Annotated in this window: 18 protein-coding genes and 1 pseudogene; 5 read left to right on the top strand and 14 right to left on the bottom strand. The window is 72.8% G+C overall.

The features are described from left to right. Position 1 precedes the first annotated feature (1 nt). The 13 genes from IG02_RS0102900 to IG02_RS0102960 form a co-directional block, all read right to left on the bottom strand. Positions 2–733 carry a 1-hydroxy-2-methyl-2-butenyl 4-diphosphate reductase gene (locus IG02_RS0102900; protein ID WP_078854128.1) on the bottom strand — a complete coding sequence of 244 codons (732 nt, stop codon included), beginning with the start codon at positions 731–733 and terminating at the stop codon, positions 2–4. Then, positions 733–2,742, bottom strand: a complete 2,010-nt coding sequence (gene shc / locus IG02_RS0102905) for a squalene--hopene cyclase (protein ID WP_030741320.1) — start codon at positions 2,740–2,742, stop codon at positions 733–735. Before shc ends, IG02_RS0102900 begins: the two co-directional genes overlap by 1 nt. A 112-nt stretch (positions 2,743–2,854) precedes the next feature. After that, the gene (locus IG02_RS0102910) at positions 2,855–3,913 is read right to left on the bottom strand and encodes a polyprenyl synthetase family protein (protein WP_030741323.1); all 1,059 of its coding nucleotides are present in this window, start codon (positions 3,911–3,913) and stop codon (positions 2,855–2,857) included. Between the two features lie 53 nt (positions 3,914–3,966). Further along, the gene (gene hpnE / locus IG02_RS0102915; RefSeq protein WP_030741325.1) at positions 3,967–5,355 is read right to left on the bottom strand and encodes a hydroxysqualene dehydroxylase HpnE; all 1,389 of its coding nucleotides are present in this window, start codon (positions 5,353–5,355) and stop codon (positions 3,967–3,969) included. Positions 5,356–5,470: 115 nt separating this feature from the next. Then, a complete protein-coding gene (gene hpnD / locus IG02_RS0102920; RefSeq protein ID WP_030741328.1) occupies positions 5,471–6,421 on the bottom strand; it encodes a presqualene diphosphate synthase HpnD in 951 nt (316 codons plus the stop codon). Then, the gene (gene hpnC / locus IG02_RS0102925) at positions 6,418–7,329 is read right to left on the bottom strand and encodes a squalene synthase HpnC (protein ID WP_420707705.1); all 912 of its coding nucleotides are present in this window, start codon (positions 7,327–7,329) and stop codon (positions 6,418–6,420) included. Before hpnC ends, hpnD begins: the two co-directional genes overlap by 4 nt. A 497-nt stretch (positions 7,330–7,826) precedes the next feature. After that, a complete protein-coding gene (locus IG02_RS0102930) occupies positions 7,827–8,612 on the bottom strand; it encodes an ABC transporter ATP-binding protein (RefSeq protein WP_030741334.1) in 786 nt (261 codons plus the stop codon). Further along, entirely contained in the window at positions 8,605–9,534 is a 930-nt protein-coding gene (locus IG02_RS0102935; protein WP_030741336.1) for an ABC transporter permease, read from the bottom strand. Before IG02_RS0102935 ends, IG02_RS0102930 begins: the two co-directional genes overlap by 8 nt. Before the next feature lie 114 nt (positions 9,535–9,648). Beyond that, on the bottom strand, positions 9,649–10,521 hold the full coding sequence (locus IG02_RS0102940; protein ID WP_030741338.1) for a glycosyltransferase family 2 protein: 873 nt from the start codon (positions 10,519–10,521) through the stop codon (positions 9,649–9,651). 5 nt (positions 10,522–10,526) lie between these two features. After that, a complete protein-coding gene (locus IG02_RS0102945) occupies positions 10,527–11,312 on the bottom strand; it encodes a CDP-alcohol phosphatidyltransferase family protein (protein WP_199813938.1) in 786 nt (261 codons plus the stop codon). Continuing rightward, positions 11,290–12,354, bottom strand: coding sequence for an iron-containing alcohol dehydrogenase family protein (locus IG02_RS0102950; RefSeq protein ID WP_030741343.1), 1,065 nt, complete (start codon positions 12,352–12,354; stop codon positions 11,290–11,292). Before IG02_RS0102950 ends, IG02_RS0102945 begins: the two co-directional genes overlap by 23 nt. Then, positions 12,342–13,091, bottom strand: coding sequence for a sugar phosphate nucleotidyltransferase (locus IG02_RS0102955; RefSeq protein ID WP_030741346.1), 750 nt, complete (start codon positions 13,089–13,091; stop codon positions 12,342–12,344). Before IG02_RS0102955 ends, IG02_RS0102950 begins: the two co-directional genes overlap by 13 nt. After that, on the bottom strand, positions 13,088–15,025 hold the full coding sequence (locus tag IG02_RS0102960; protein ID WP_234314596.1) for a DUF5941 domain-containing protein: 1,938 nt from the start codon (positions 15,023–15,025) through the stop codon (positions 13,088–13,090). Before IG02_RS0102960 ends, IG02_RS0102955 begins: the two co-directional genes overlap by 4 nt. Between IG02_RS0102960 and IG02_RS42485 the strand changes: the two genes are divergently transcribed. The 4 genes from IG02_RS42485 to idi all read left to right on the top strand — a co-directional run bounded on the left by IG02_RS42485 (position 14,906) and on the right by idi (position 18,330). Then, positions 14,906–15,175 (top strand): hypothetical protein, encoded by a 270-nt coding sequence (locus tag IG02_RS42485; RefSeq protein WP_234314577.1) that lies wholly within the window; start codon positions 14,906–14,908, stop codon positions 15,173–15,175. The genes IG02_RS0102960 and IG02_RS42485 overlap by 120 nt on opposite strands. Before the next feature lie 213 nt (positions 15,176–15,388). Further along, positions 15,389–16,381, top strand: coding sequence for a UDP-glucose 4-epimerase GalE (gene galE / locus IG02_RS0102970; protein ID WP_030741355.1), 993 nt, complete (start codon positions 15,389–15,391; stop codon positions 16,379–16,381). A gap of 201 nt (positions 16,382–16,582) precedes the next feature. After that, complete coding sequence (locus IG02_RS0102975; RefSeq protein WP_030741358.1) at positions 16,583–17,521, top strand: cation diffusion facilitator family transporter; 939 nt, start codon at positions 16,583–16,585, stop codon at positions 17,519–17,521. 206 nt (positions 17,522–17,727) lie between these two features. Continuing rightward, complete coding sequence (idi, locus tag IG02_RS0102980; protein ID WP_030741361.1) at positions 17,728–18,330, top strand: isopentenyl-diphosphate Delta-isomerase; 603 nt, start codon at positions 17,728–17,730, stop codon at positions 18,328–18,330. A gap of 250 nt (positions 18,331–18,580) precedes the next feature. Here the strand turns inward: idi and IG02_RS42490 are convergent. Further along, positions 18,581–19,045, bottom strand: a pseudogene (locus IG02_RS42490) (ATP-binding protein); the annotation flags it as partial. A 253-nt stretch (positions 19,046–19,298) separates the two neighbouring features. On the opposite strand from IG02_RS42490, the gene IG02_RS0102990 reads away from it, so the two are divergent. Then, complete coding sequence (locus IG02_RS0102990) at positions 19,299–20,084, top strand: enoyl-CoA hydratase/isomerase family protein (protein WP_030741368.1); 786 nt, start codon at positions 19,299–19,301, stop codon at positions 20,082–20,084. Positions 20,085–20,130 lie beyond the last annotated feature (46 nt).

The raw sequence follows: 20,130 nt of genomic DNA on the forward strand, positions 1-20,130 counted from the left end.
CTCACCTCCTGGGGAGCGTCGAAGAACGGTGCCATTCATGAAAAGCTGGCAGAACCGAGCGAAGTACTCGAAAGGCCGATATTCCACCGCGCACTGTGCCAATACGGACCAGCTCATGCTCTGGAGCGTCCACGACCACCCGGACGGCCGCAACCGGACGCGGCCCGGCGCTGAGCGCGCTGTGGAGCGTGGCGGCGGACTCCATGTCCGCCGCGAGCGCCCCCGTGGCGCGCAGTGCGACCCGTTCACGACCGCGTACGACATGGTCGGAACCGGTCAGCGGGCCGGTGTGGACTGTACGGCCGGGCAGGATCGCGGCCAGTGCCTCGACCAGGGTCGCGGTGCCCGTGCACGCCGTACGGCCGTCGGGACCCCGCGTCTCGTCGGCGACGATCAGATCGCCCGGACTCATCCCCGGCTCCAGTCCGGCGCAGAAGCCGGAGGCGATGACGGCCGCGTCCCGGGCGGCGGGCCGCGCGAGGGCGCGGCTGACGGCGCGCGCGGCGTTACGGGGGCCCATGCCCGTACGGAGTACGGTCACCGGCCCCGCCGCCGTCCGCTCGTCGTCGCCGCCGCGCAGGGCGAGCCGTTCGATGGAGAGCGCGCAGGCGATCAGCAGCGGCGGCCCGGGCCGGCCGGCGGGGGGCCCGGCCGACGGCCGGGGGCCCGGTCCGGCCGCCCGGCCGGGCGCGCGCCCCCGACCGGGGCCGGCCGGCCCCGCGGACCCTGTCATCAGCCCGCCTTGCGGCCGGCCGCGCGGGCGGCGAGGGCCCGTGGCTCCCCGTGGAGATACCGGCCGAGCGCCGTGAGCGGGAAGACCTGCCGGTAGAGGTGGTAGTTGATGGAGAAGTCCCAGGGGAAGCCGGTGCCGGTGAAGTACGGCTCGTCCCACGAGCCGTCCTCCCGCTGAGTCGCGGCGAGCCAGGCGACGCCTTGTGCGACGGCCTCGCTCTCGCGTTCCCCGGCCGCCAGGAGCGCCAGCAGGGCCCAGGCGGTCTGGGAGGCGGTGCTGTCACCGCGCCCGATCCAGGCAGGGTCGCGGTAGGAACGCAGGTCCTCGCCCCAGCCCCCGTCCTTGTTCTGCACGGACGTGAGCCAGGCCACCGCGCGGCGGACCGCCGGGTGGGAGACGGGCAGCCCGGCGGCGGTCAGCGCGGGCACCACCGCGCCCGTGCCGTAAATGTAGTTGACGCCCCAGCGCCCGAACCAGGCACCGCTCGGCTCCTGTTGGGACAGCAGCCAGGCCACGCCCCGCCGGGCGGCCGGATGGTGGGCCTTGCCCTCGTAGGCGAGCATCTCGACGACATGCGCGGTGACGTCCGCCGAGGGCGGGTCGACGACCTCACCGAAGTCGCAGAAGGGCAGCCGGTTCGGGAACGGGCTGGTGTTGTCGGCGTCGAAGGCGCCCCAGGCCCCGTTCCTGGACTGCATGCCCACACTCCACCGGGCGCCGCGCCGCACGGCGGCCTCGACCCGTTCCGGGTCGGGGTGGGCGACCCGCCGCAGGGCGAGGACGACCTCGGCGGTGTCGTCGATGTCCGGGTAGTTGTCATTGTGGAATTCGAACGCCCAGCCGCCCGGGACCAGGCCCGGCCTGCGGACGGCCCAGTCGCCGGGGCGGACGATCTGCTCCCCGAGCATCCAGTCGGCCGCCTTGACCAGGGCCGGATGGTCGGGGCTGAGCCCGGCGTCGGCGAGGGCGATGGTGGCCAGGCAGGTGTCCCAGACCGGGGACTGGCAGGCCTCCACCATCCGGGCGCCGTCCTCGCGCCACACGGTGAAGCGGTCGAGCGAGTCGAGCCCGGCGCGCATCACCGGGTGGTCGAGGTCGTAGCCGAGCAGGTGCAGCGCGATCACGGAGTAGACGGCGGGGGGCTGGATGCCGCCGAAACAGCCGTCGTTCTCCTGGCGCTCGATGATCCAGCGCGCCGCCGTCTGGACCGCGAGGCGGCGCAGTCTTCGCGGCGCGATCCCGCGGTAGACGTGCAGCGCCTTGTCGATCCGCTGGAAGACCCCATCCCAGCTGACCAGGGGCGCCAGGGCGGTGGCGGGGCCGGGGTTCGCGGGGTCGGTGTGCAACTCGTCCAGCGGGAAGGGCGCCGGGCGCACCGGGCGCTTCGCGGAGACGATGGTGAGCGGCACGATCGTCTGCCGGGCCCAGCAGCCGAAGTCGTAGATGTTGAGCGGCACCCAGGAGGGCAGGAAGATCAGTTCGGGCGGCAGCTCGGGCAGGTCGTCCCACTTCCACCAGCCGAACAGGGCCAGCCACAGCCGGGTGAAGACCCGGCTCCGCGCGATCCCGCCCTGCTCGCGCACCCACCGGGCGGCGCGCGCCATGTGCGGCTCCCCCGGATCGTCACCGGCGAGCCGGAGGGCCACGTACGCCTCGATGGTGGCGGAGAGTTCACCGGGCCCGCCGTGGAAGGTGGCCCAGGTGCCGTCCGGGCGCTGTTCGCCCCGGATGAAGAGAGCCGCCGCGCCGACGGTGTCCGCGTCCAGGATCCCGAGGAACTGACGGAGCAGCAGGTCCTCGGCGTCCATCGTCACGTTGGTGGCCAGATCGCCCTTCCACCAGCCCTGGGCGTCCTGCCGGCCGAGCAGGTGCTCGACGGATCGTGCGGTGGCCCGCTCGGCGGCGGCGCGCGGGCCGCCGCCGGCGGGGGGTGTGGTTTCGGTCGGTCCGCTGGCCGTGGCCGCCCGGGGGTCGAGGGCCCCGGTGCTTCCGCCGGTCGTCGCTGTCATGGTTTCCCCTTCGTGCAGTGGTGTACTTCCTGCTGTGCCTGGGGTTCCGACGTCGTCCGGCGCCCTGGAGGAGGGCCGTGGACGGCGACTGCGGGTCATATGGGAATGGTGATCATCTCTTTCGTACGACGACGAAGTCCGCGAGCGCGGTCAGCTGGGCGCGGACGTGTTCCGGCAACTCCACGCCGTTCAGGGCCTCGATCGCGACGGCGTGCTGCCTGCGGGCCTCCTGCGAGGTCCACTCCCGGCCGCCCGCCTCTTCGATGAGTTCCGCCCTGGCGGCGAATTCCTCCTCCGAGAAGTTCTCGAAGTCACTGCTCTTGGCGTCGGCGGCGAGCAGCTCGCCGAGCCGCTTCGAGGCCGGCCCGCCCGCGTCCAGCGCGGCGACGACCGGCAGGGACTTCTTGCGCTGGCGCAGGTCGCTCCAGGTCTGCTTGCCGGTGGCCTCGGGGTCGCCCCAGATGCCGAGCAGGTCGTCCACGGCCTGGAAGGCGAGGCCGAGGTGGTGGCCGTACGACTCCAGCGTGTCGGCCAGCCGGTCGTCCGCGCCGCCGAGGACCGCCCCGATGGAGACGGCGCAGGCGAGCAGCGCGCCGGTCTTGTTGCCCTCCATCTCCAGGCACTCCTGGACGGTGACCCGCTCCCGGTGCTCGTAGGAGATGTCCTGCGCCTGACCGTCGATCAGCTTGCGGGTGGCGGTGGTCAGCCTGCGGGTCGCCCGGCCCGCCTCGACGGTGCCGATCTCCAGCAGCAGTTCGTTGGCGAGCGCGAAGAGCGCGTCGCCCACGAGGATGGCCTGGGCCGGGCCGTGCACCTTCCAGACGGTGTCACGGTGCCGGCGCTGTTCGTCGCCGTCCATCAGGTCGTCGTGCAGCAACGAGAAGTTGTGGACGAGCTCCACGGCGACGGCGCCGGGGATCCCCGTCTCGGCGGGCGCGCCGGCGGCCTCGGCGGAGAGCAGCGCGAGCGCCGGGCGCACCGCCTTGCCCCCGTCGGCGTCGGAGGGCCGGCCCTCGGCGTCGATCCAGCCGAAGTGATAGGCGGCGACGGTGTCCATGGGCGGGACGAGCCGGTCGACGGCGGCGCGCAGCACCGGTGTCGCCAGGGTCCGGCCGCGCTCCAGCAACGCGTTCACGTCCACGGTGTCGACAGCCGGGTTCACCGGCGGCACAGTCGGCACGGTCTCTCCTCTTGTTCCAGTACTCATCGGTGCAGTACTCGGGCTCATGCCGCCTCCTGCAAGGGGTGTTCGTCTCCGCGGCCGACGGTGCGGAGGGCGGAGTCGGCGGCGGTGAAGCCGCTTCTCACCGCGCCCTCCATGGTCGCGGGCCAGCCGGTGGCGGTCCATGCGCCGGCCAGGAAGAGGCCGGGTGCGCGGGTCCTGGCCGCGGGGCGCAGCCGGCCCACGCCGGGCGCGGGGGCGAAGGTCGCCGTCCGCTCCCGGGTGACGAAGAAGTCCCGTACCCCGGCGCCCCGGGCCGCCGGCAGCAGCCGTTCCAGCTCGGGGAGGTAGCGGGCGCGCAGTTCGGCGACGGGCGTGTCGATCTCGTCCCCGGCGACGGACTGGGAGAGCGCCAGGTACTGCCCGTCGGACAGCCCGGAGGCCTCGGTCCGGTCGAAGACCCATTGGACCGGGCTGCCGAGCGCGGCGAAGAAGGGGCGGCGCAGCACCTTCCTGTCGTACACGACGTGGACGTTGAGGATCGGCGTGGTGCCGATGTCCAGCAGCCGGTCGGGGCGGTCGAGCGCGCCGTCGGGCAGCAGCGCGTGGGCTTCGCGCTGCGGTACGGCGAGGACGACGGTGTCGGCGTCTAGGCGCTCGCCGTCGGTGTCGACGTGCCAGCCGCCGTCCTCGGCGCGGGTGAGGGCCGACACCTTGGTGCGCAGCTCGGTCCGTACGCCCGCCGAGTCCAGGGCCTTGCGGGCCAGCGTGTCGTGCAGGTCGCCGAGCGGGACCCGGGCCCAGCCGATGTCGGCGGCGCCCGGCCCGGAGAGCAGACCGGTCTTGAAGACCATGGCGGCGAGCGCCATGGAGGCGTGCGGCGCGGTGGCGTTGAGCGTCGCCACGCCGACCAGGTCCCAGAGCGCCTCGACGGCCCGTGGGGACTGTCCGTGCCGGCCCAGCCAGGTGGCGAAGTCGATGCCGTCCAGGGCGGGGTCGGCGGGGTCCAGCCGGTTCAGGGCGAGCGCGGCCCGCCCGACGGAGGCGCGCTCGGCGAGCGAGAGGTGCGGGTACGCGGCCAGCCCGGGGGCCAGGTGCAGGGGCACGGGCAGCGCGGTGCGGCGGATGCGTCCCAGCCGCGGTCCGCCGGGGCGGCCGACGTCGAGCACGGGGACGTCCAGCCGGTCCTGCAGGGGCGCGAGCGCGGCGCCGTCGACCCGGTCCAGGAACCAGCGGTACGCCGTGCAGCAGCGCAGGTAGACGTGTTGGCCGTTGTCGACGGTGAGGGAGCCCCGGCGGAAGGAGAAGGCGAGTCCGCCGAGCCGGGGGCGCCCTTCCAGGAGCGTCACCTCCACTCCCGCGTCGGCGAGCCGGAGCGCGGCGGTGGTCCCGGCGAGCCCGCCGCCGACCACGACCGCCCGGCGCGGGCGCGGGCCCTGGGCAGTGGTCATGCGGCTCCCCCTCCGGCTTTCCCGGTCAGGGACGCGCCAGGACGACGCCGGGTTGAGCCGGACGCGTGCCCGCCCGCACGGGAGTCGCGGGAGCAGGCGCGGGACGGGTGGCGCATCAGCCTCGCCTCCTGACGGCCTGCCGGGAGATCTGCCGGGCGTCGAGCCCGGACAGGCCGCGCACGGCGACGTACGCCTTCTCGTGGCCGGGCAGGGAGACCCGGCCGCGCAGCACGGCGGCGGGGTCGCGCTCGATCCGGTCCAGCAGCCGGCGGTAGATCCCGGCCATGGCGGCGGTGCAGGCGCCGCTGCGGCGGTCGAGCAGGGGCAGCAGCCGCAGTCCCTCGGCGAACAGCGCGCGGGCGCGGCGTACCTCGAACCGCACCAGGCCGGGGAAGTCGGCGCCGGGCGGCGGGGTGGAGCCGTGGAAGCCGGCCGAACAGCCGAACTTGGCCAGGTCGTCGGCGGGCAGGTAGGTACGGCCGTTGGCGGCGTCCTCGCGGACGTCCCGGAGGATGTTGGTGAGCTGGAGGGCGAGGCCGAGGGTGTCGGCGTACTCCGGGGCACGCTCCGCGCCGGGCGCGCCGGGCGTCGTGCCGAACACGCCGAGCGAGACCCGCCCGATGGCCCCCGCGACGCACCGGCAGTACACCTTCAGGTCGTCCCAGGTCTCGTACGTGTCGCCCCGCACGTCCATCAGAACGCCGTCGATCAGTTCGTCCAGTCCGCCGACGGGAATGGGGAAGCGGCGCACGGCGTCGGCCAGGGCGACGGCGACCGGGTCCGTGTCGTCCTCGGCCACCCGGCCGTCCCTGACCCGGTCGAGCAGGGCCCTGGTCTCCTTGAGGCGGACCTGCTTGGCCTCGGCCGAGAGCGTGCCGTCGCCGATGTCGTCCACCCGCCGCGAGAGGGCGTACAGCGCGGACATGGCCTGCCGCTTCTCGGCCGGCAGCAGCCTGATGCCGTAGGCGAAATTGCGGGCCTGCTGCCCGGTGACGGCCTCGCAGTAGCTGTAGGCCGCCAGTACCGGCGCGGACATGGGCGTCGTTCCCTCCATGGTCCGGCTCATCCCTCTCTGTGCGCACTTCGCAAGACGGCTCCCACTTCGCGCAGCAGGCGTGCCTTGGCGGGTCTGGGCGGTCCGGGGAGCACATCGTGCCCGGCGGCCGCGATCGCGGCGAGGGCGGCGCGCCCGCCGCCGACGAATCCGGCGAGCAGCAGCCGGAGCCTGCCGTGGACGCTGCCCACCAGCGCGGTTCCCTCGGCCAGCAGCTGCCCGGCGCGCTCGGCCTCGAAGGCGATCAGTGAGCGGACCGACGCGTTCGCGGTGGGAGCGGCGAGGTCGGCCTCGGTGACGCGGAACCGCTTCATGTCCTCGGCCGGCAGGTAGACGCGGTCCCGGCCGAGGTCCTCGGCCACGTCCTGGAGGTGTTCGACGATCTGGAGCGCCGTGCAGACGGCGTCGGAGCGGCGCACGCGCTCGGGGCTCGTGGTGCCGGTGATGCCGAGGACGAGCCGGCCGACGGGGTTGGCGGACAGCTCGCAGTAGGCGAGGAGGTCGTCGTACGTCTCGTAGCGGCGCACGACCTGGTCCTGGCGGTTGGCCCCGATCAGCCCGAGGAAGGGCTCGGGGGTGAGGGAGCGGCGCCGTACGGTGGGGATCAGGGCACGCAGCAGGGGGTGGCCGGGGGCCTGCGCCGCGGGGTCGAAGACGCGCCGCAGGTCGGCTTCCAAGGCGTCGAGCAGGGCCGCGCGGTCGTCGCCGCGGTCCGGGGGAACTCCCAGGTGGCGGGCGTCGGCGCCGCCAGGGGCCAGATCGCCGTCGCCGATGTCGTCCACGAGCCGGGCGTAGCCGTAGACGGCCATCAGGTCGGCGCGCCAGGCGCGGGGCACGAAGAAAGGGGCCACGGGGAAGTTCTCGTCCGCGGCCTTGTCCAGCGTCGTACGCGAGGAACGCGAGGAATCGACGGATCGCACCTGCGGGGGGCCCGTCACTGGGTGCTGCCCGGCACGGGGACGGCGGAATCCTCGCAGAGTCGGAGATTTCCTGTCATTGCCGTCACATCTCCCGTTCTACACTGCCGACGCAATGCAACTCATTTCGGACACGCCGCCCGGTCGGCCCGGTCCAGCAGCCTGTCCGGCGGCTGAAGCCGTCCGGGGGTATGACCCCACTTGCCACGAATCGGCACCCGTCCAGCTTACGTTGTACGGGTGCGCGGAACACCGCTGGGTGAGGTGCCCTCCACGAGAACATCGCATGACGCGCCAACCATCCCCGGGTCCCGTGGACTTGACCGGCCCTTGACGGTCAATGATCACTCTACGTCGCCGCCGGACCAGGCCGGCCGGGCCGGCGGGCACCGTGCCGGGCGGCCGCCGTGCCGACGGGAACGGCGAGGCCCTCGCGGGGTGATCCGGCGAGGGCCCGTCGGGCGTGCGTACCGGCGCGGGGCGGCGGCCCTACGGATGCGTCACTTGCCCGTCTCCTTCTCGTAGGCCTTGATGACCTCGTCGGTCGGGCCGTCCATCAGCAACTCGCCCTTCTCCAGCCACAGCACCCGGTCGCAGGTGTCCCGGATCGACTTGTTGCTGTGGCTGACCAGGAACACCGTGCCGGCCTGCTTGCGCAGCTCACGGATCCGTTCCTCGGAGCGGATCTGGAACTTCCGGTCACCGGTGGCGAGCGCCTCGTCGATCATCAGGACGTCGTGGTCCTTGGCCGCGGCGATGGAGAAGCGCAGCCGGGCGGCCATGCCGGAGGAGTACGTCCGCATCGGGAGCGTGATGAAGTCGCCCTTCTCGTTGATGCCGGAGAAGTCGACGATCGACTGATAGCGGTCGCGGATCTGTTCCCGTGTCATCCCCATGGCCAGTCCGCCGAGGATGACGTTGCGCTCACCGGTCAGGTCGTTCATCAGCGCGGCGTTGACACCCAGCAGCGAGGGCTGGCCGTCGGTGTAGACCTTGCCGCTCTCGGCGGGCAGCAGACCCGCGATGGCGCGCAGCAGGGTCGACTTGCCCGAGCCGTTGGTGCCGATCAGACCGATCGCCTCGCCGCGGTACGCGGTGAAGCTGACCCCCCGTACGGCGTGGACCTTGCGGACGCCCCGCGACTCCCCCTTGTCGCGGCGGAGTATGCGGCTCAGCGCGGCGGTGGCGCTGCCCCGGCCGCCGCCCCCGCCGTTGACGCGGTAGACGATGTGGACGTCGTCGGCGATGACGGTGGGTACGCGGTCCTGCTTGATGTCGTCAGCCACGGCCGTACCGCTCCTCCGCCTTCCAGAAATACACGAAGCCCGCGATGCCCAGGAGCACGGCCCAGGCCACCGCGACGAGCCAGACGTGCGCGGGCAGGTTCTCCGAGCCGTAGCCGTCGATCATCGCGAAGCGGACGAGGTCCATGTAGACGGCCGCCGGGTTGTACTGGAGGACGTCGGTGATCCAGCCCGGCCGGTCCTTGAGCATGAGGGGGATGGAGAACATCACACCCGAGGCGTACATCCAGGTGCGCATGATGAACGGCATCAGCTGGGCCAGGTCGGGGGTCTTGGACCCGAGCCTCGCCATGATCAGCGCGAGGCCGGTGTTGAAGACGAACTGGAGCGCCAGCGCGGGCAGGACCAGCAGCCAGCTCAGCCGCGGATAGCTGCCGAAGGCGACCGCCACGGCGATCAGCACGATCATCGAGAACAGCAGCTGCTGGAGCTGCTGGAGCGAGAACGAGACCGGCAGGGACGCCCGGGGGAAGTGCAGGGCCCGTACGAGCCCCAGATTGCCGGAGATCGCGCGCACGCCGGCCATCACCGAGCTCTGGGTAAAGGTGAACACGAAGACGCCGGTGACCAGGAACGGCACGAAGACGTCCTGCGGGATGCCCCGCTTCGTGCCCAGGATCAGGCCGAAGATCAGGTAGTAGACGAAGGCGTTCAGCAGGGGGGTGGCCACCTGCCAGAGCTGACCGAGCTTCGCCTGGCTGTACTGGGCCGTGAGCTTCGCCTGGGAGAAGGCCAGGATGAAGTGGCGCCGGCCCCACAGCTGGCGTACGTAGTCGGCCAGCGAAGGCCGGGCACCGCTCACCGACAGGCCGTGCTTGGCGGCGAGCTCGGCCGGGGAGAGTCCGTCGTCGGGCGACGGGGGGGCGCTCACAGCGATCGCACCCTCATGGGTTGTGTCACTCACAAGTTGAAACTTTCGTCTTCAAGATGCGCAGCCGGACGGGCACAGGCGCGAGAGGGCCAGGCCCCGGGGGCGAGACCGACCGGTCTCCCCCCGATGCTCTCAGAGCCGAGCTTGTCAGATGACAGGCGGTCGGCCCAGCCGGGTCAGGCGCCATACCGTACGCCACTTCATCGGGCGGCGCGGACCGCACGGCGTCGCCCAGCCCTCCCGGAACCCGCCGAACCACGCCGTGAGCGCGGCCCGGGACGGACTCCGGAACAGCGTGAGGAGCAGCCATACGCCCAGGTAGCACGGGACGACGGGCAGGGGCAGGTTGCGGCGGGCGAGCCAGACCCGGTTGCGGGCCACCATGCGGTGGTAGACGGCGTGCCGGGAGGGCTGGGTCGTGGGGTGGGTGAGCACCAGGTCGGCCCGGTAGTCGATCATCCATCCCGCGTCCAGGGCCCGCCAGGCGAGATCCGTCTCCTCGTGCGCGTAGAAGAACTCCCCGGGCAGTGGACCGACCTCGGCGATCACCCGCGTGCGCACGGCGCTGGCCCCGCCCAGGAACGTCGTCACCCGCGAGGACCGCATCGGGTCCGAGGCGCGCAGCCGGGGCACGTGCCGGCGCTGGGTGCGGCCGGTGTCCGGGTCCGCGATGCGGAAGCTGACGACGCCGAGGCGGGGGTCCGCGGTGAACGCCTCGCGGACCAGCCGCGCGGTGTCGGCGTTCGGCAGGCACCCGTCGTCGTCGAGGAAGAGCAGCACGTCCACGTCCCGCCCGGCCGGCCCGAACGCCTCGATACCGACGTTCCGGCCGCCCGGGATGCCCAGGTTCTCGGGCAGCTCCACCGTCCGCACCCCGGCGGGCACGTCGCCCACCGGGGCACCGTTGCCGACCACCACGACCTCGACCGGCTCGCCCTCCTGCCGGGCGACCGAGTCGATCAGCGCCCGGAGCTCGGCGGGGCGGTCACCCATGGTGATGATGACCGCGCCGAGCCGCAGGTCGCTCACTTCAGCCTGCTGGACGCCAGGATGGAGACCAGGTGCAGGAGCGTCTGGAGAACGGCGATGCCCGCCAGTACCGCGATGCCGAGCCGGGTGAAGAACAGGTCCCCCCGGACCATGTCGGCGATCGCCACGACGAGGATGAAGAGGCTGGCCTCGATCCCCCCGACGAGCCGGTGGAACTTGAGCGCGGCGGCGGCCCTGCGGGCCAGCGCCAGGCCGGAGGACCGGGGCGTGGACGCCTCGTCCTTGACGGCGGGCAGCCCGCTGCGCTGGCGCGCCACGTCGACCAGGTCGGTCTCCGCCTTGATCAGGATGGCGCCGAGGGCCGCGACCGTGCCGAGGAAGGCCCACAGCCAGTTGGTCGACGAGCCGTCCTGGTGGAAGACGTCCGCGCCGCGCACACCGAAGCCGACCAGGAGGGCCGCCTCGCACAGGTAGTGGCCGATGCGGTCGAGGTAGACCCCCGTGATGGAGGTCTGCTTCCGCCAGCGGGCCACCTCGCCGTCGACGCAGTCGAGCAGCAGGTAGATCTGGAACAGGACGGCCGCGAGGATCGCCCCGGTCAGCCCGGGCACGAGCAGGACGGCCCCGCCGGCGATCCCCACGACCACCATGAGGTACGTGAGCTGGTTCGGCGTGATCCTGGTGTTCACCAGGAACGGGTCGACGTGCAGCGAGATCTCCCGCATGTACAGTCGCCCGGCCCAGTGCTCTCCGCTGCGCCGGTCCTTCACTCCCTCCGGGTGAACGACCGGGCGGAGTTCAGCTACTGATGGTCGAGGCATAGTCGGAGTACGCGTCCCTGATCTGGTCGGTGGACAGGTCGAGGTGCTCGAGGATGGTGAAGCGGCCCGGACGGGTCTGCGGCGCGTAGGCGACGGCCCGTACGAACTCGTCCACGGAGAAGCCGATCTCCTCGGGCAGCACGGGCAGCCCGTGGCGCCGCAGCACCTCCGTGAACAGCTGTGACTCCTCGTGGGCGCCGCGCAGCCGCATGGCGAAGGCGGCGCCGAGGCCGACCTGCTCGCCGTGCAGCGCGGCCCGCTTGGGGTGGAGGAGGTCGAAGGCGTGGCTGATCTCGTGGCAGGCGCCGGACGAGGGGCGGGTGTCCCCGCTGATCGACATGGCGATGCCGGAGAGGACCAGCGCCTCGGCGAGGACGGAGAGGAACTCGTCCTCGCCGACCCCGCCGGGGTGGCGCAGAACCGCCTCGCCGGCCGTCCGGGCCATGGCGGCGGCCAGTCCGTCGACCGGCTCGCCGTTGATCCGGTGGGAGAGCTCCCAGTCGGCGATGGCGGAGATGTTGGAGACGGCGTCCCCGATGCCGGAGCGGACGAAGCGGACCGGGGCGTCCCGGATGACGTCGAGGTCCACGACCATGGCGATCGGGGTGGGGACGCCGTAGGAGCCGCGGCCGTTGTCGTTGTCCAGGGTGGAGACCGGTGAGCAGATGCCGTCGTGCGAGAGGTTGGTGGCCACGGCCACCATCGGCAGCCCGACCCGGGCCGCCGCGTACTTCGCCACATCGATGATCTTGCCGCCGCCGAGTCCGACGACGGCGTCGTAGCGGCGGCTGCCCTTGATGTCGTCCGCGAGCCTGACCGCCGAGTCGATCGTGCCGTCCGCGACCGGGAACCAGTCGGCACCGGGCAGCACCGGGGCGAACCGCTCCCGCAGCGCTCGGCCCGAGCCGCCGCTGATGGCGATCGACAGCCTGCCCGAGCCGGAGATCCGCTGGTCGGCGAGGAGCCCGGCGAGGTCGTCCAGGGCGCCCGGCCTGATGTCGACGACGACGGGCGACGGGATGAGCCGCGTCAGTACAGGCACGCGATCTCACGGCCCTTCGCGAGGTCGTCGTGGTTGTCGATCTCCACCCAGGGGACGTCGCCGATGGGGGCGACGTCGAGGGTGAAGCCGCGGTTCACCAGTTCCTGGTAGCCGTCCTCGTAGTAGAGGTCGGGGTCGCGCTCGAAGGTGGTCTTCAGCGCGTCGGCGAGATCCGCCGCGGCCTCGGGCTCGATCAGCGTCACCCCGATGTACTCGCCGGTGGCGGTGGCCGGGTCCATCAGCTTGGTGATCCTGCGTACGCCCTTGGGGCCGTCCGTGACGACCTTCATCTCCTCCTCGGCCAGTTCCTTGACCGTGTCCAGGGCGAGGATGATCCGCCGGCCCGCGCCGCGCGCGCCGAGCAGCGTCCTCTCGACGGAGACCGGGTGGACGGTGTCGCCGTTGGCGAGGATCACGCCCTCGCGCAGCACGTCCCGCGCGCACCACAGGGAGTAGGCGTTGTTCCACTCCTCGGCCTTGTCGTTGTCGATCAGGGTGAGCTCGATGCCGTACGTCTTCTCCAGCGCGGCCTTGCGCTCGTACACGGCCTCCTTGCGGTAGCCGACGACGATCGCGGCCTCGGTCAGGCCGACCTCGGCGAAGTTGCCCAGGGTGAGGTCGAGGACCGTGGTGGTCCCCTCCCCCGCCGGGTCCACGGGCACGAGGGCCTTCGGGAGCGTGTCGGTGTAGGGGCGCAGACGCCGTCCGGCACCGGCGGCCAGTACGAGGCCGATCATGCGGGTTCTCCTTCGTCGTGTACGGCTGGGGCTCCGGAGGACACCCAGAACCGGATGGACTCCACCAGCGCGACCAGCGCCACGGCGGCGGTGATCAGCGTCAGCTCCAGCGGGAGGCCGAATGCGCGCGTGGAGAGGGCGGCGAACACGATGACCAGCAGCGTGCGGCCCTCGTGGCCGCCGAGGGCCCGGACGAGCCGGCGGGGCGGGGCGCCGGCGCCGCCGCGGATGCGGTACACCGTGTCGTAGTGATGGTAGGCGACCGCCGCCACCAGCCCGAACGCCGCCGGGAGAGCGCCGGGCACGTCGGCGCGGGCGGCGAGGACCAGGATCGTGCCGTACTCGGCCGCCCGGAAGACCGGGGGGATCAGCCAGTCGAGCGCGCCGCCCATCCGCCGGGCGACGGCCAGCCCCGAGGTCAGGACGTACACCACGCCACCGATGATGATCACGGGGCTGTCGAAGGGCGCGTACCCGGACGAGGGGGCCGTGAGCGGCGCGAGGGCGGCCGTGGCGAGGACCGTGGCGGCGCCGGCGACGGCGATCAGGAGGGGCAGCGGGCCGGGGAGCTTCCGGGCCGGGCGGCGCAGCACCCGTGCGACGGCCTCGGCGAGCGGTCCCGGGTCGGCGAGGTCGGCCAGCGCCCGCGCGGCGCGGTCGGTACGGGTGGCCTTGCGCGTCACCGAGCGCAGCACCCGCCCGGCCGTGGTGTAGCAGGCGGCGAAGGCGCAGCCGACGAGCAGCGCGTAGAAGACGACGCGGGGCGTGGTCAGGGCGGTCAGCACGGCGATCATCGCCCAGCGCTCGCCGATCGGGAGCACGATCATCCGGCGTACCCACACCGTCCAGCCGACGCTGTCGAGCCGGGTGGAGAGCGCGGTGGTGGGGGTGCCGGTCACGGCCTTGCCGGAGGAGGTCGCGGCGGTGGCGTCGACGTGTGCCTCGTTGAAGGCGAAGTCGACGACGTGGCGGCAGGTCTGGAGGACCATCGCGGCCAGGGCGAGGGCCCAGACGTCGTCCCCGCCCCGGGCGGCACCGAGCGCGAGGCCCGCGTAGTACGCGTATTCCTTGGCGCGGTCGAAGGTCGCGTCCAGCCAGGCGCCCATCGTGGAGTACTGGAGCGAGTAGCGGGCGAGCTGGCCGTCGGTGCAGTCGAGCACGAACGAGAAGAGGAGCAGCACCCCGGCGGCGACATAGCCGCCCCGGGTGCCGGTGGCGGCGCAGCCCGCCGCTATCAGCGCGGTGAACAGCGACGCGGTGGTGACCTGGTTGGGGGTCAGGCCCCGGCGCGCGCACCAGCGCGCGAGGTAGCGGGAGTAGGGGCTGATGCAGAAGGTGGTGAAGAACCCGTCGCGCGCCTTCACGGCGGAGCGCAGGCGTACGGCCTCGTCGTCCACGGCGGCCACGGCCGTCTCGGCCTGTTCCCGGGCGTCGGGGCCGGCCGGTACGGCGGCGACGAGCGAGCCCAGTTCGGGGCGGTGCACGGCGGTGCCGCCGGTGCCGAGGGCGGCGGCGACCCGGTCGGCGAGCGGGGCGGCCGGGGCGACGGCGGTGGCGGCCGGTCCTTCGGCCGGGGCCGCGGCCGGGGCGGCGGAGGGAACGTCGGTGCGGGCCGGCGCGGCGACGCCGGCCGCCGGGGCCCCGCCCGCCGTCCCCGGTGCGCTCGGGATACTCGCCGTTTCGCCCGGGCCGTCCGCGACAGACGCCAGGGCGCGCAGCAGCGCGGCGCGCGCCTCCGGCTTGGCGGTGAGCGCCCCGGGTACGGCGGCGGCCGGGAAGCGGGGGTCGGTCAGTGCCAGCCGCAGGGCGTGCAGGTGGCCGACGAAGCCGGCGTCGACCAGGGCGACGCGCTCGGCGGCGGGCGCCGAGGCGAGCAGGCTCCGGGCCTCGTCGGCGCCCGGCGCGGTACGTACGTCGAAACCCAGCGACCGCAGATGGCCTTCGAGCGGCGATCCGGGTACCGGGGAACCGGTGAGGATGGCGGTCGACAGACGAACTCACTCCTTGGCACTGACAGGGCGGGGCGCGCGAAGACGTGGCCCGGGAATCCGGACGGCGGCGTGTCGGCAGAGGCTATCGGATGAACAGAAGGCCTAGTTCACCGCCCGTTTACGCGGCCGACGCCCTGATCTGGGCGGGAGTGGTCCGCGCGGAGATCATCATCGTCGATCGGTGACCCGCCCCACAAACCACGGGCGAGGTTCCGGCCGCCGGAACGTCGCGCCCGGGACTTCGCGGCGAGGTCGTCGTGACCGGTGGCGCCCGGGACCACGCGCGGGCGCCGTTAGGGTGGCGGGATGACGTGGCTGATCACAGGCGGTGCGGGGTACATCGGGGCACATGTGGTGCGGTCCATGACCGGGGCCGGGGAGCGCGTGGTCGTCCTCGACGACCTGTCGTCGGGACTCGCCGAGCGGCTGCCCGGGAGCGTTCCGCTGGTCCGGGGCTCGCTGGCGGACCGGGAGCTGGTGGACCGTACGCTCGCCGGCCACGGGGTCACCGGTGTGGTGCACCTCGCGGGCAAAAAGCAGGTCGGGGAGTCCGTCGAGCAGCCGCTGCGGTACTACCGGGAGAACGTGCACGGGCTCACCGTGCTGCTGGACGCGGTCGTCGCGGCGGGGGTGCGGCGCTTCCTCTTCTCCTCCTCCGCCGCCGTGTACGGGGTGCCCGATGTGCCGTTGATCACGGAGGGGACGCCGACCGTACCGATCAATCCGTACGGCGAGACGAAGCTCGCGGGCGAGTGGCTGGTACGGGCCACGGGCCGGGCACACGGGATCTCCACCGGATGTCTGCGCTACTTCAACGTGGCGGGGACCGCGCTGCCCGAGCTCTCCGACACCGGGGTGTTCAACATCATCCCGATGTACTTCGACCGGATCACCCGGGGCGAGGCACCACGGATCTTCGGGGACGACTACCCGACCCCGGACGGCACCTGCGTCCGTGACTACATCCATGTCGCGGATCTCGCCGACGCCCACCTGACCGCCGCGCGCCGGCTGGCCGACCGGGACGCGGCCGGGGACCCGGGAGACCTCACGGTCAACATCGGCCGCGGTGAGGGTGTCTCGGTCCGGGAGCTGGCGGACCTGGTGGCCGATGTCACCGGTGACCGCACGCCGCCGGTGGTCGAGGGGCGTCGGCCGGGCGACGCCGCGACGGCGGTGGCCGCGGTCGGCCTGATCGAACGGGAGCTGGGCTGGACCGCGAGCCGGGGCCTGCGCGAGATGGTCGAGTCCGCCTGGGAGGGCTGGCTGCTGTCCCACCCGGCGGCCGCGCGCCGCTGAGGCTCCGCCGCGTCGACGACCGTACGACCGGTCGCAGGGCCGTACGGCTGCCCCCCAAGCGCCTGACCTGCGTTTCATTTCCGCAGGTCAGAGCATATGACAACGGTGTTCAGTGCCGTGTTGCCGGATACCCCCCACCCGTAGTTCACTGACGTCGTCGGCAGATCGTCGAGAGCGTCGGAACGACCGGGAGGCGTCCACATGGGGGCAGGCCACAGTCACGGGCACACGCACGGCGGACCACCGATGGGAACCACGACCGCGGCCTACCGGGGGCGGCTGCGCGTCGCGCTCGCGATCACACTGTCGGTGATGGTGGTGGAGATCGTCGGCAGTGTGGCCGCCGGTTCCCTCGCACTGTTCGCGGACGCGGCGCACATGGCGACGGACGCCGTGGGGCTCGGGATGGCCCTGCTCGCCATCCACTTCGCGAACCGCCCGGCGACCGCCAACCGCACCTTCGGTTATGCCCGCGCGGAGATCCTGGCCGCGCTGGCCAACTGTGTGCTGCTGCTCGGCGTCGGGGGCTTCCTGTTGTACGAGGCCCTCGAGCGCTTCGTCACGCCGTCCGAGACCCGCGGCGGCCTGGCGCTCATCGTGGCGTTCGTCGGCATGGTCGCGAACCTGGTCTCCCTCTCGCTGCTCGTACGGGGCCAGAAGGACAGCCTCAATGTGCGCGGGGCGTATCTGGAGGTCCTCGCGGACACCCTCGGCTCGCTCACCGTCCTGGTCTCGTCCGGGATCGTACTGCTCACGGGCTGGCAGCAGGCCGACCCGATCGCGGGCCTGCTGATCGGCCTGATGATCGTGCCGCGCACGGTCAAGCTGCTGCGGGAGACGTTGAACGTCCTGCTGGAGGCGGCGCCCAAGGGCGTGGACATGGGCGAGGTACGGGCCCACATGCTCGCGCTGCCCGGCGTCGCGGACGTCCACGACCTCCACGCCTGGACGATCACCTCCGGGCTCCCGGTGCTCTCGGCCCACGTGGTGGTGGACCAGGACGCGCTGGACACGGAGGGGCACGAGAAGATGCTGCACGACCTCCAGGGCTGTCTCGGTCACCACTTCGACGTCGAACACTGCACCTTCCAGCTGGAGCCCCGGGGCCACGCGGCGCACGAGGCGAAGCTCTGCCACTGACGGCCGCCGGCGGACCACCGGATCGGGACGGGACCCGCCGACGACCCCCGTCCCGATCCGGCGCACCCCCGTCCTGACCTGGCGGGAGCGGGCGCGGACGACACCCACGGGCGGTGACGAGAACGGACATGCCCACCCGCCCGAGGTGCGAGGACCGGGTCCCCGTGGGGCAGACTTGGGTGCCAGGCCCGAAGCGAAGGATGGCTATGCCGACCACACCAGTCACGACGGCGAGCACGGCGAGCGACGCGTCGAGCGGCACCCGAGAACCGATTCTGCTGGAGCTCGTCGACGAGAGCGGCAACACCGTCGGCACCGCCGAGAAGCTCGCGGCGCACCAGGCGCCGGGACAGCTGCACCGGGCGTTCTCCGTGTTCCTCTTCGACGAGCAGGGGCGGCTGCTGATCCAGCGCCGCGCCCTGGGCAAGTACCACTCTCCGGGGGTGTGGTCGAACACCTGCTGTGGTCATCCGTACCCCGGCGAGTCGCCGTTCGCCGCGGCGGCCCGCCGGACGTACGAGGAACTGGGCGTCTCGCCCACGCTCCTCGCCGAGGCCGGCACGGTGCGCTACAACCACCCCGACCCGCACTCCGGACTGGTCGAACAGGAGTACAACCACCTGTTCGTCGGGCTGGCGCAGGCGGCGCCCCGGCCCGATCCGGAGGAGGTCGGCGAGACCGCGTTCGTGAGCCCGGCGGAACTGGCCGAGCGGCATGCCGCGGCGCCGTTCTCGGCGTGGTTCATGACCGTCCTGGACGCGGCGCGCCCGGCGATCAGGGAGCTCACGGGGTCCGCCGGGGGCTGGTGACGCCGCCCCACGACGGCGCGTCGTGGTCTCGTGGGTCACGCTCTCGCAGGTCGTCCCGCGCGTCACGCTCCTGCGGGCGGAGACCTCGTGGGGTACGGGCCGGTACGGGCTGGGGCGGCGGTACGGCGCGAGGGGGCGCGTCGTGCGACGCGGCGGCGCGGGCCCGGGGCCGGGCCGACGGGGCCTCGCCGGTCGGCGCCTGCGCTCCGGTCGTGCGCGACGGTGTCCCGACGGGCCCGGGTACCGTGGCCGACGGCTCGAAGGGCAGGATCGCCCGGACGGCCTTTCCGCCGTCCGCGGTGCGCTCGATGTCGAAGCCGCCGCCGGCCTCTTGGGTGATCTCCCGTACGAGCAGCAGCCCGCGGCCGCCCGTGCGCTCCGGGTCGGCCTCCAGGACCGTGGGCCGGTAGGGATGGCGGTCCTCGACACAGACCCGTAACCACCCCGCGCCGACCCCCACTTCGACGGCGATCTCCGGTGACACCACGGCGGCGTGCCGGACGGCGTTGGTGACCAGTTCGGAGAGGATCAGCAGCAGGGCCCCCACGACCGCCTCCCCGGCGGGCACGCGCCGCCGCTCCAGCAGGTCCCGCACCGCGCGTCTGGTCCTCGGTACGGAGACGTCGACGGCGGGCGCTGTGAACCGCCAGACCCCTTCGTACGGCAGCGGCGCCGGGCCCGGAACACTCCCGCGGCTCTCCCTCTGCGGCCCCATCCTCATCCCCTCGATCCCCTCGGTTCGGCCGGTGCGGACGATGTCGCGCCTCGTCCGTCAGGGACCGAGTCTTGGGATCCGCCGGGCTCTACTCAATTACTGAACAGAAGTCAATGGTTATTGGTGGAGTGCGACCGGAAGTGCACGCAGATGATGACAAGTTGTTCGACCTTGACCTTTTAATGATGGTTTTGGAGCAGGTGCACATGCCTCCGGGATACCAGCGCATCTTCCGGCGGATAGCATCCCGCGCATGGAGCCCCAGCTGCCGCACACCGTGGCCGACGGCGTCGCGACCGTGGTCATACACCGTCCCGACAAGCGCAACGCGATGACCCCGTCGATGTGGCGCCAACTGCCCCCGCTGCTGGCGCGTCTGGCGGCCGATCCCGCCGTCCGGGTCCTGGTCCTGACCGGTGCGGGCGACACCTTCTGCGCCGGGGCCGACATCTCCTCGCTGCGGGATCCGGACGAGGACACGCGGGCGCCCGTGGTCGCGGCGGAAGAGGCACTGGCCGCCTTCCCCAAGCCGACGCTCGCCGCCGTGCGCGGCTACTGCGTGGGCGGCGGCTGCCAGTTGGCGGTCGCCTGCGACCTGCGGTTCGCGGAGGAGGGAGCGTGGTTCGGCATCACTCCGGCGCGCCTGGGCATCGCCTACCCGGCGTCGTCCACCCGCCGGCTGGTCTCGCTGGTGGGGCCGTCGAGCGCCTCTTACCTGCTGTACTCCGCCGAGTTGATCGGTACGGAGCGCGCCCTGCGCACCGGACTGGTCGACGAGGTACTGCCCGCGGGCGGACTCGGCGAGCGTGTCGCGGAGTTCACCCGCGTCCTGGTCGCCCGGTCGGGGCTGACCCAGGCCGCGGCCAAGGAGTCCGTGTCGGGCCGCACCGGCCGCGACGCCCACTGGGCCCGGCAGGCGCGCGACAGCGGGGAGACGGCGGAGGGAGTCGCCGCCTTCCTGGAGCGCCGCGAGCCGCACTTCACCTGGACCGCCCCGGGGGCCGCGGACGGGTCCGCCCACGAGGGGGACGAACGATGAACCGGGCCCACTCATGGCCTGGATCCGCCGCTCGTTCGTACCGACC

Source organism: Streptomyces sp. NRRL F-5135, assembly GCF_000719775.1.
In the GTDB taxonomy this organism is placed as follows: domain Bacteria; phylum Actinomycetota; class Actinomycetes; order Streptomycetales; family Streptomycetaceae; genus Streptomyces; species Streptomyces hebeiensis.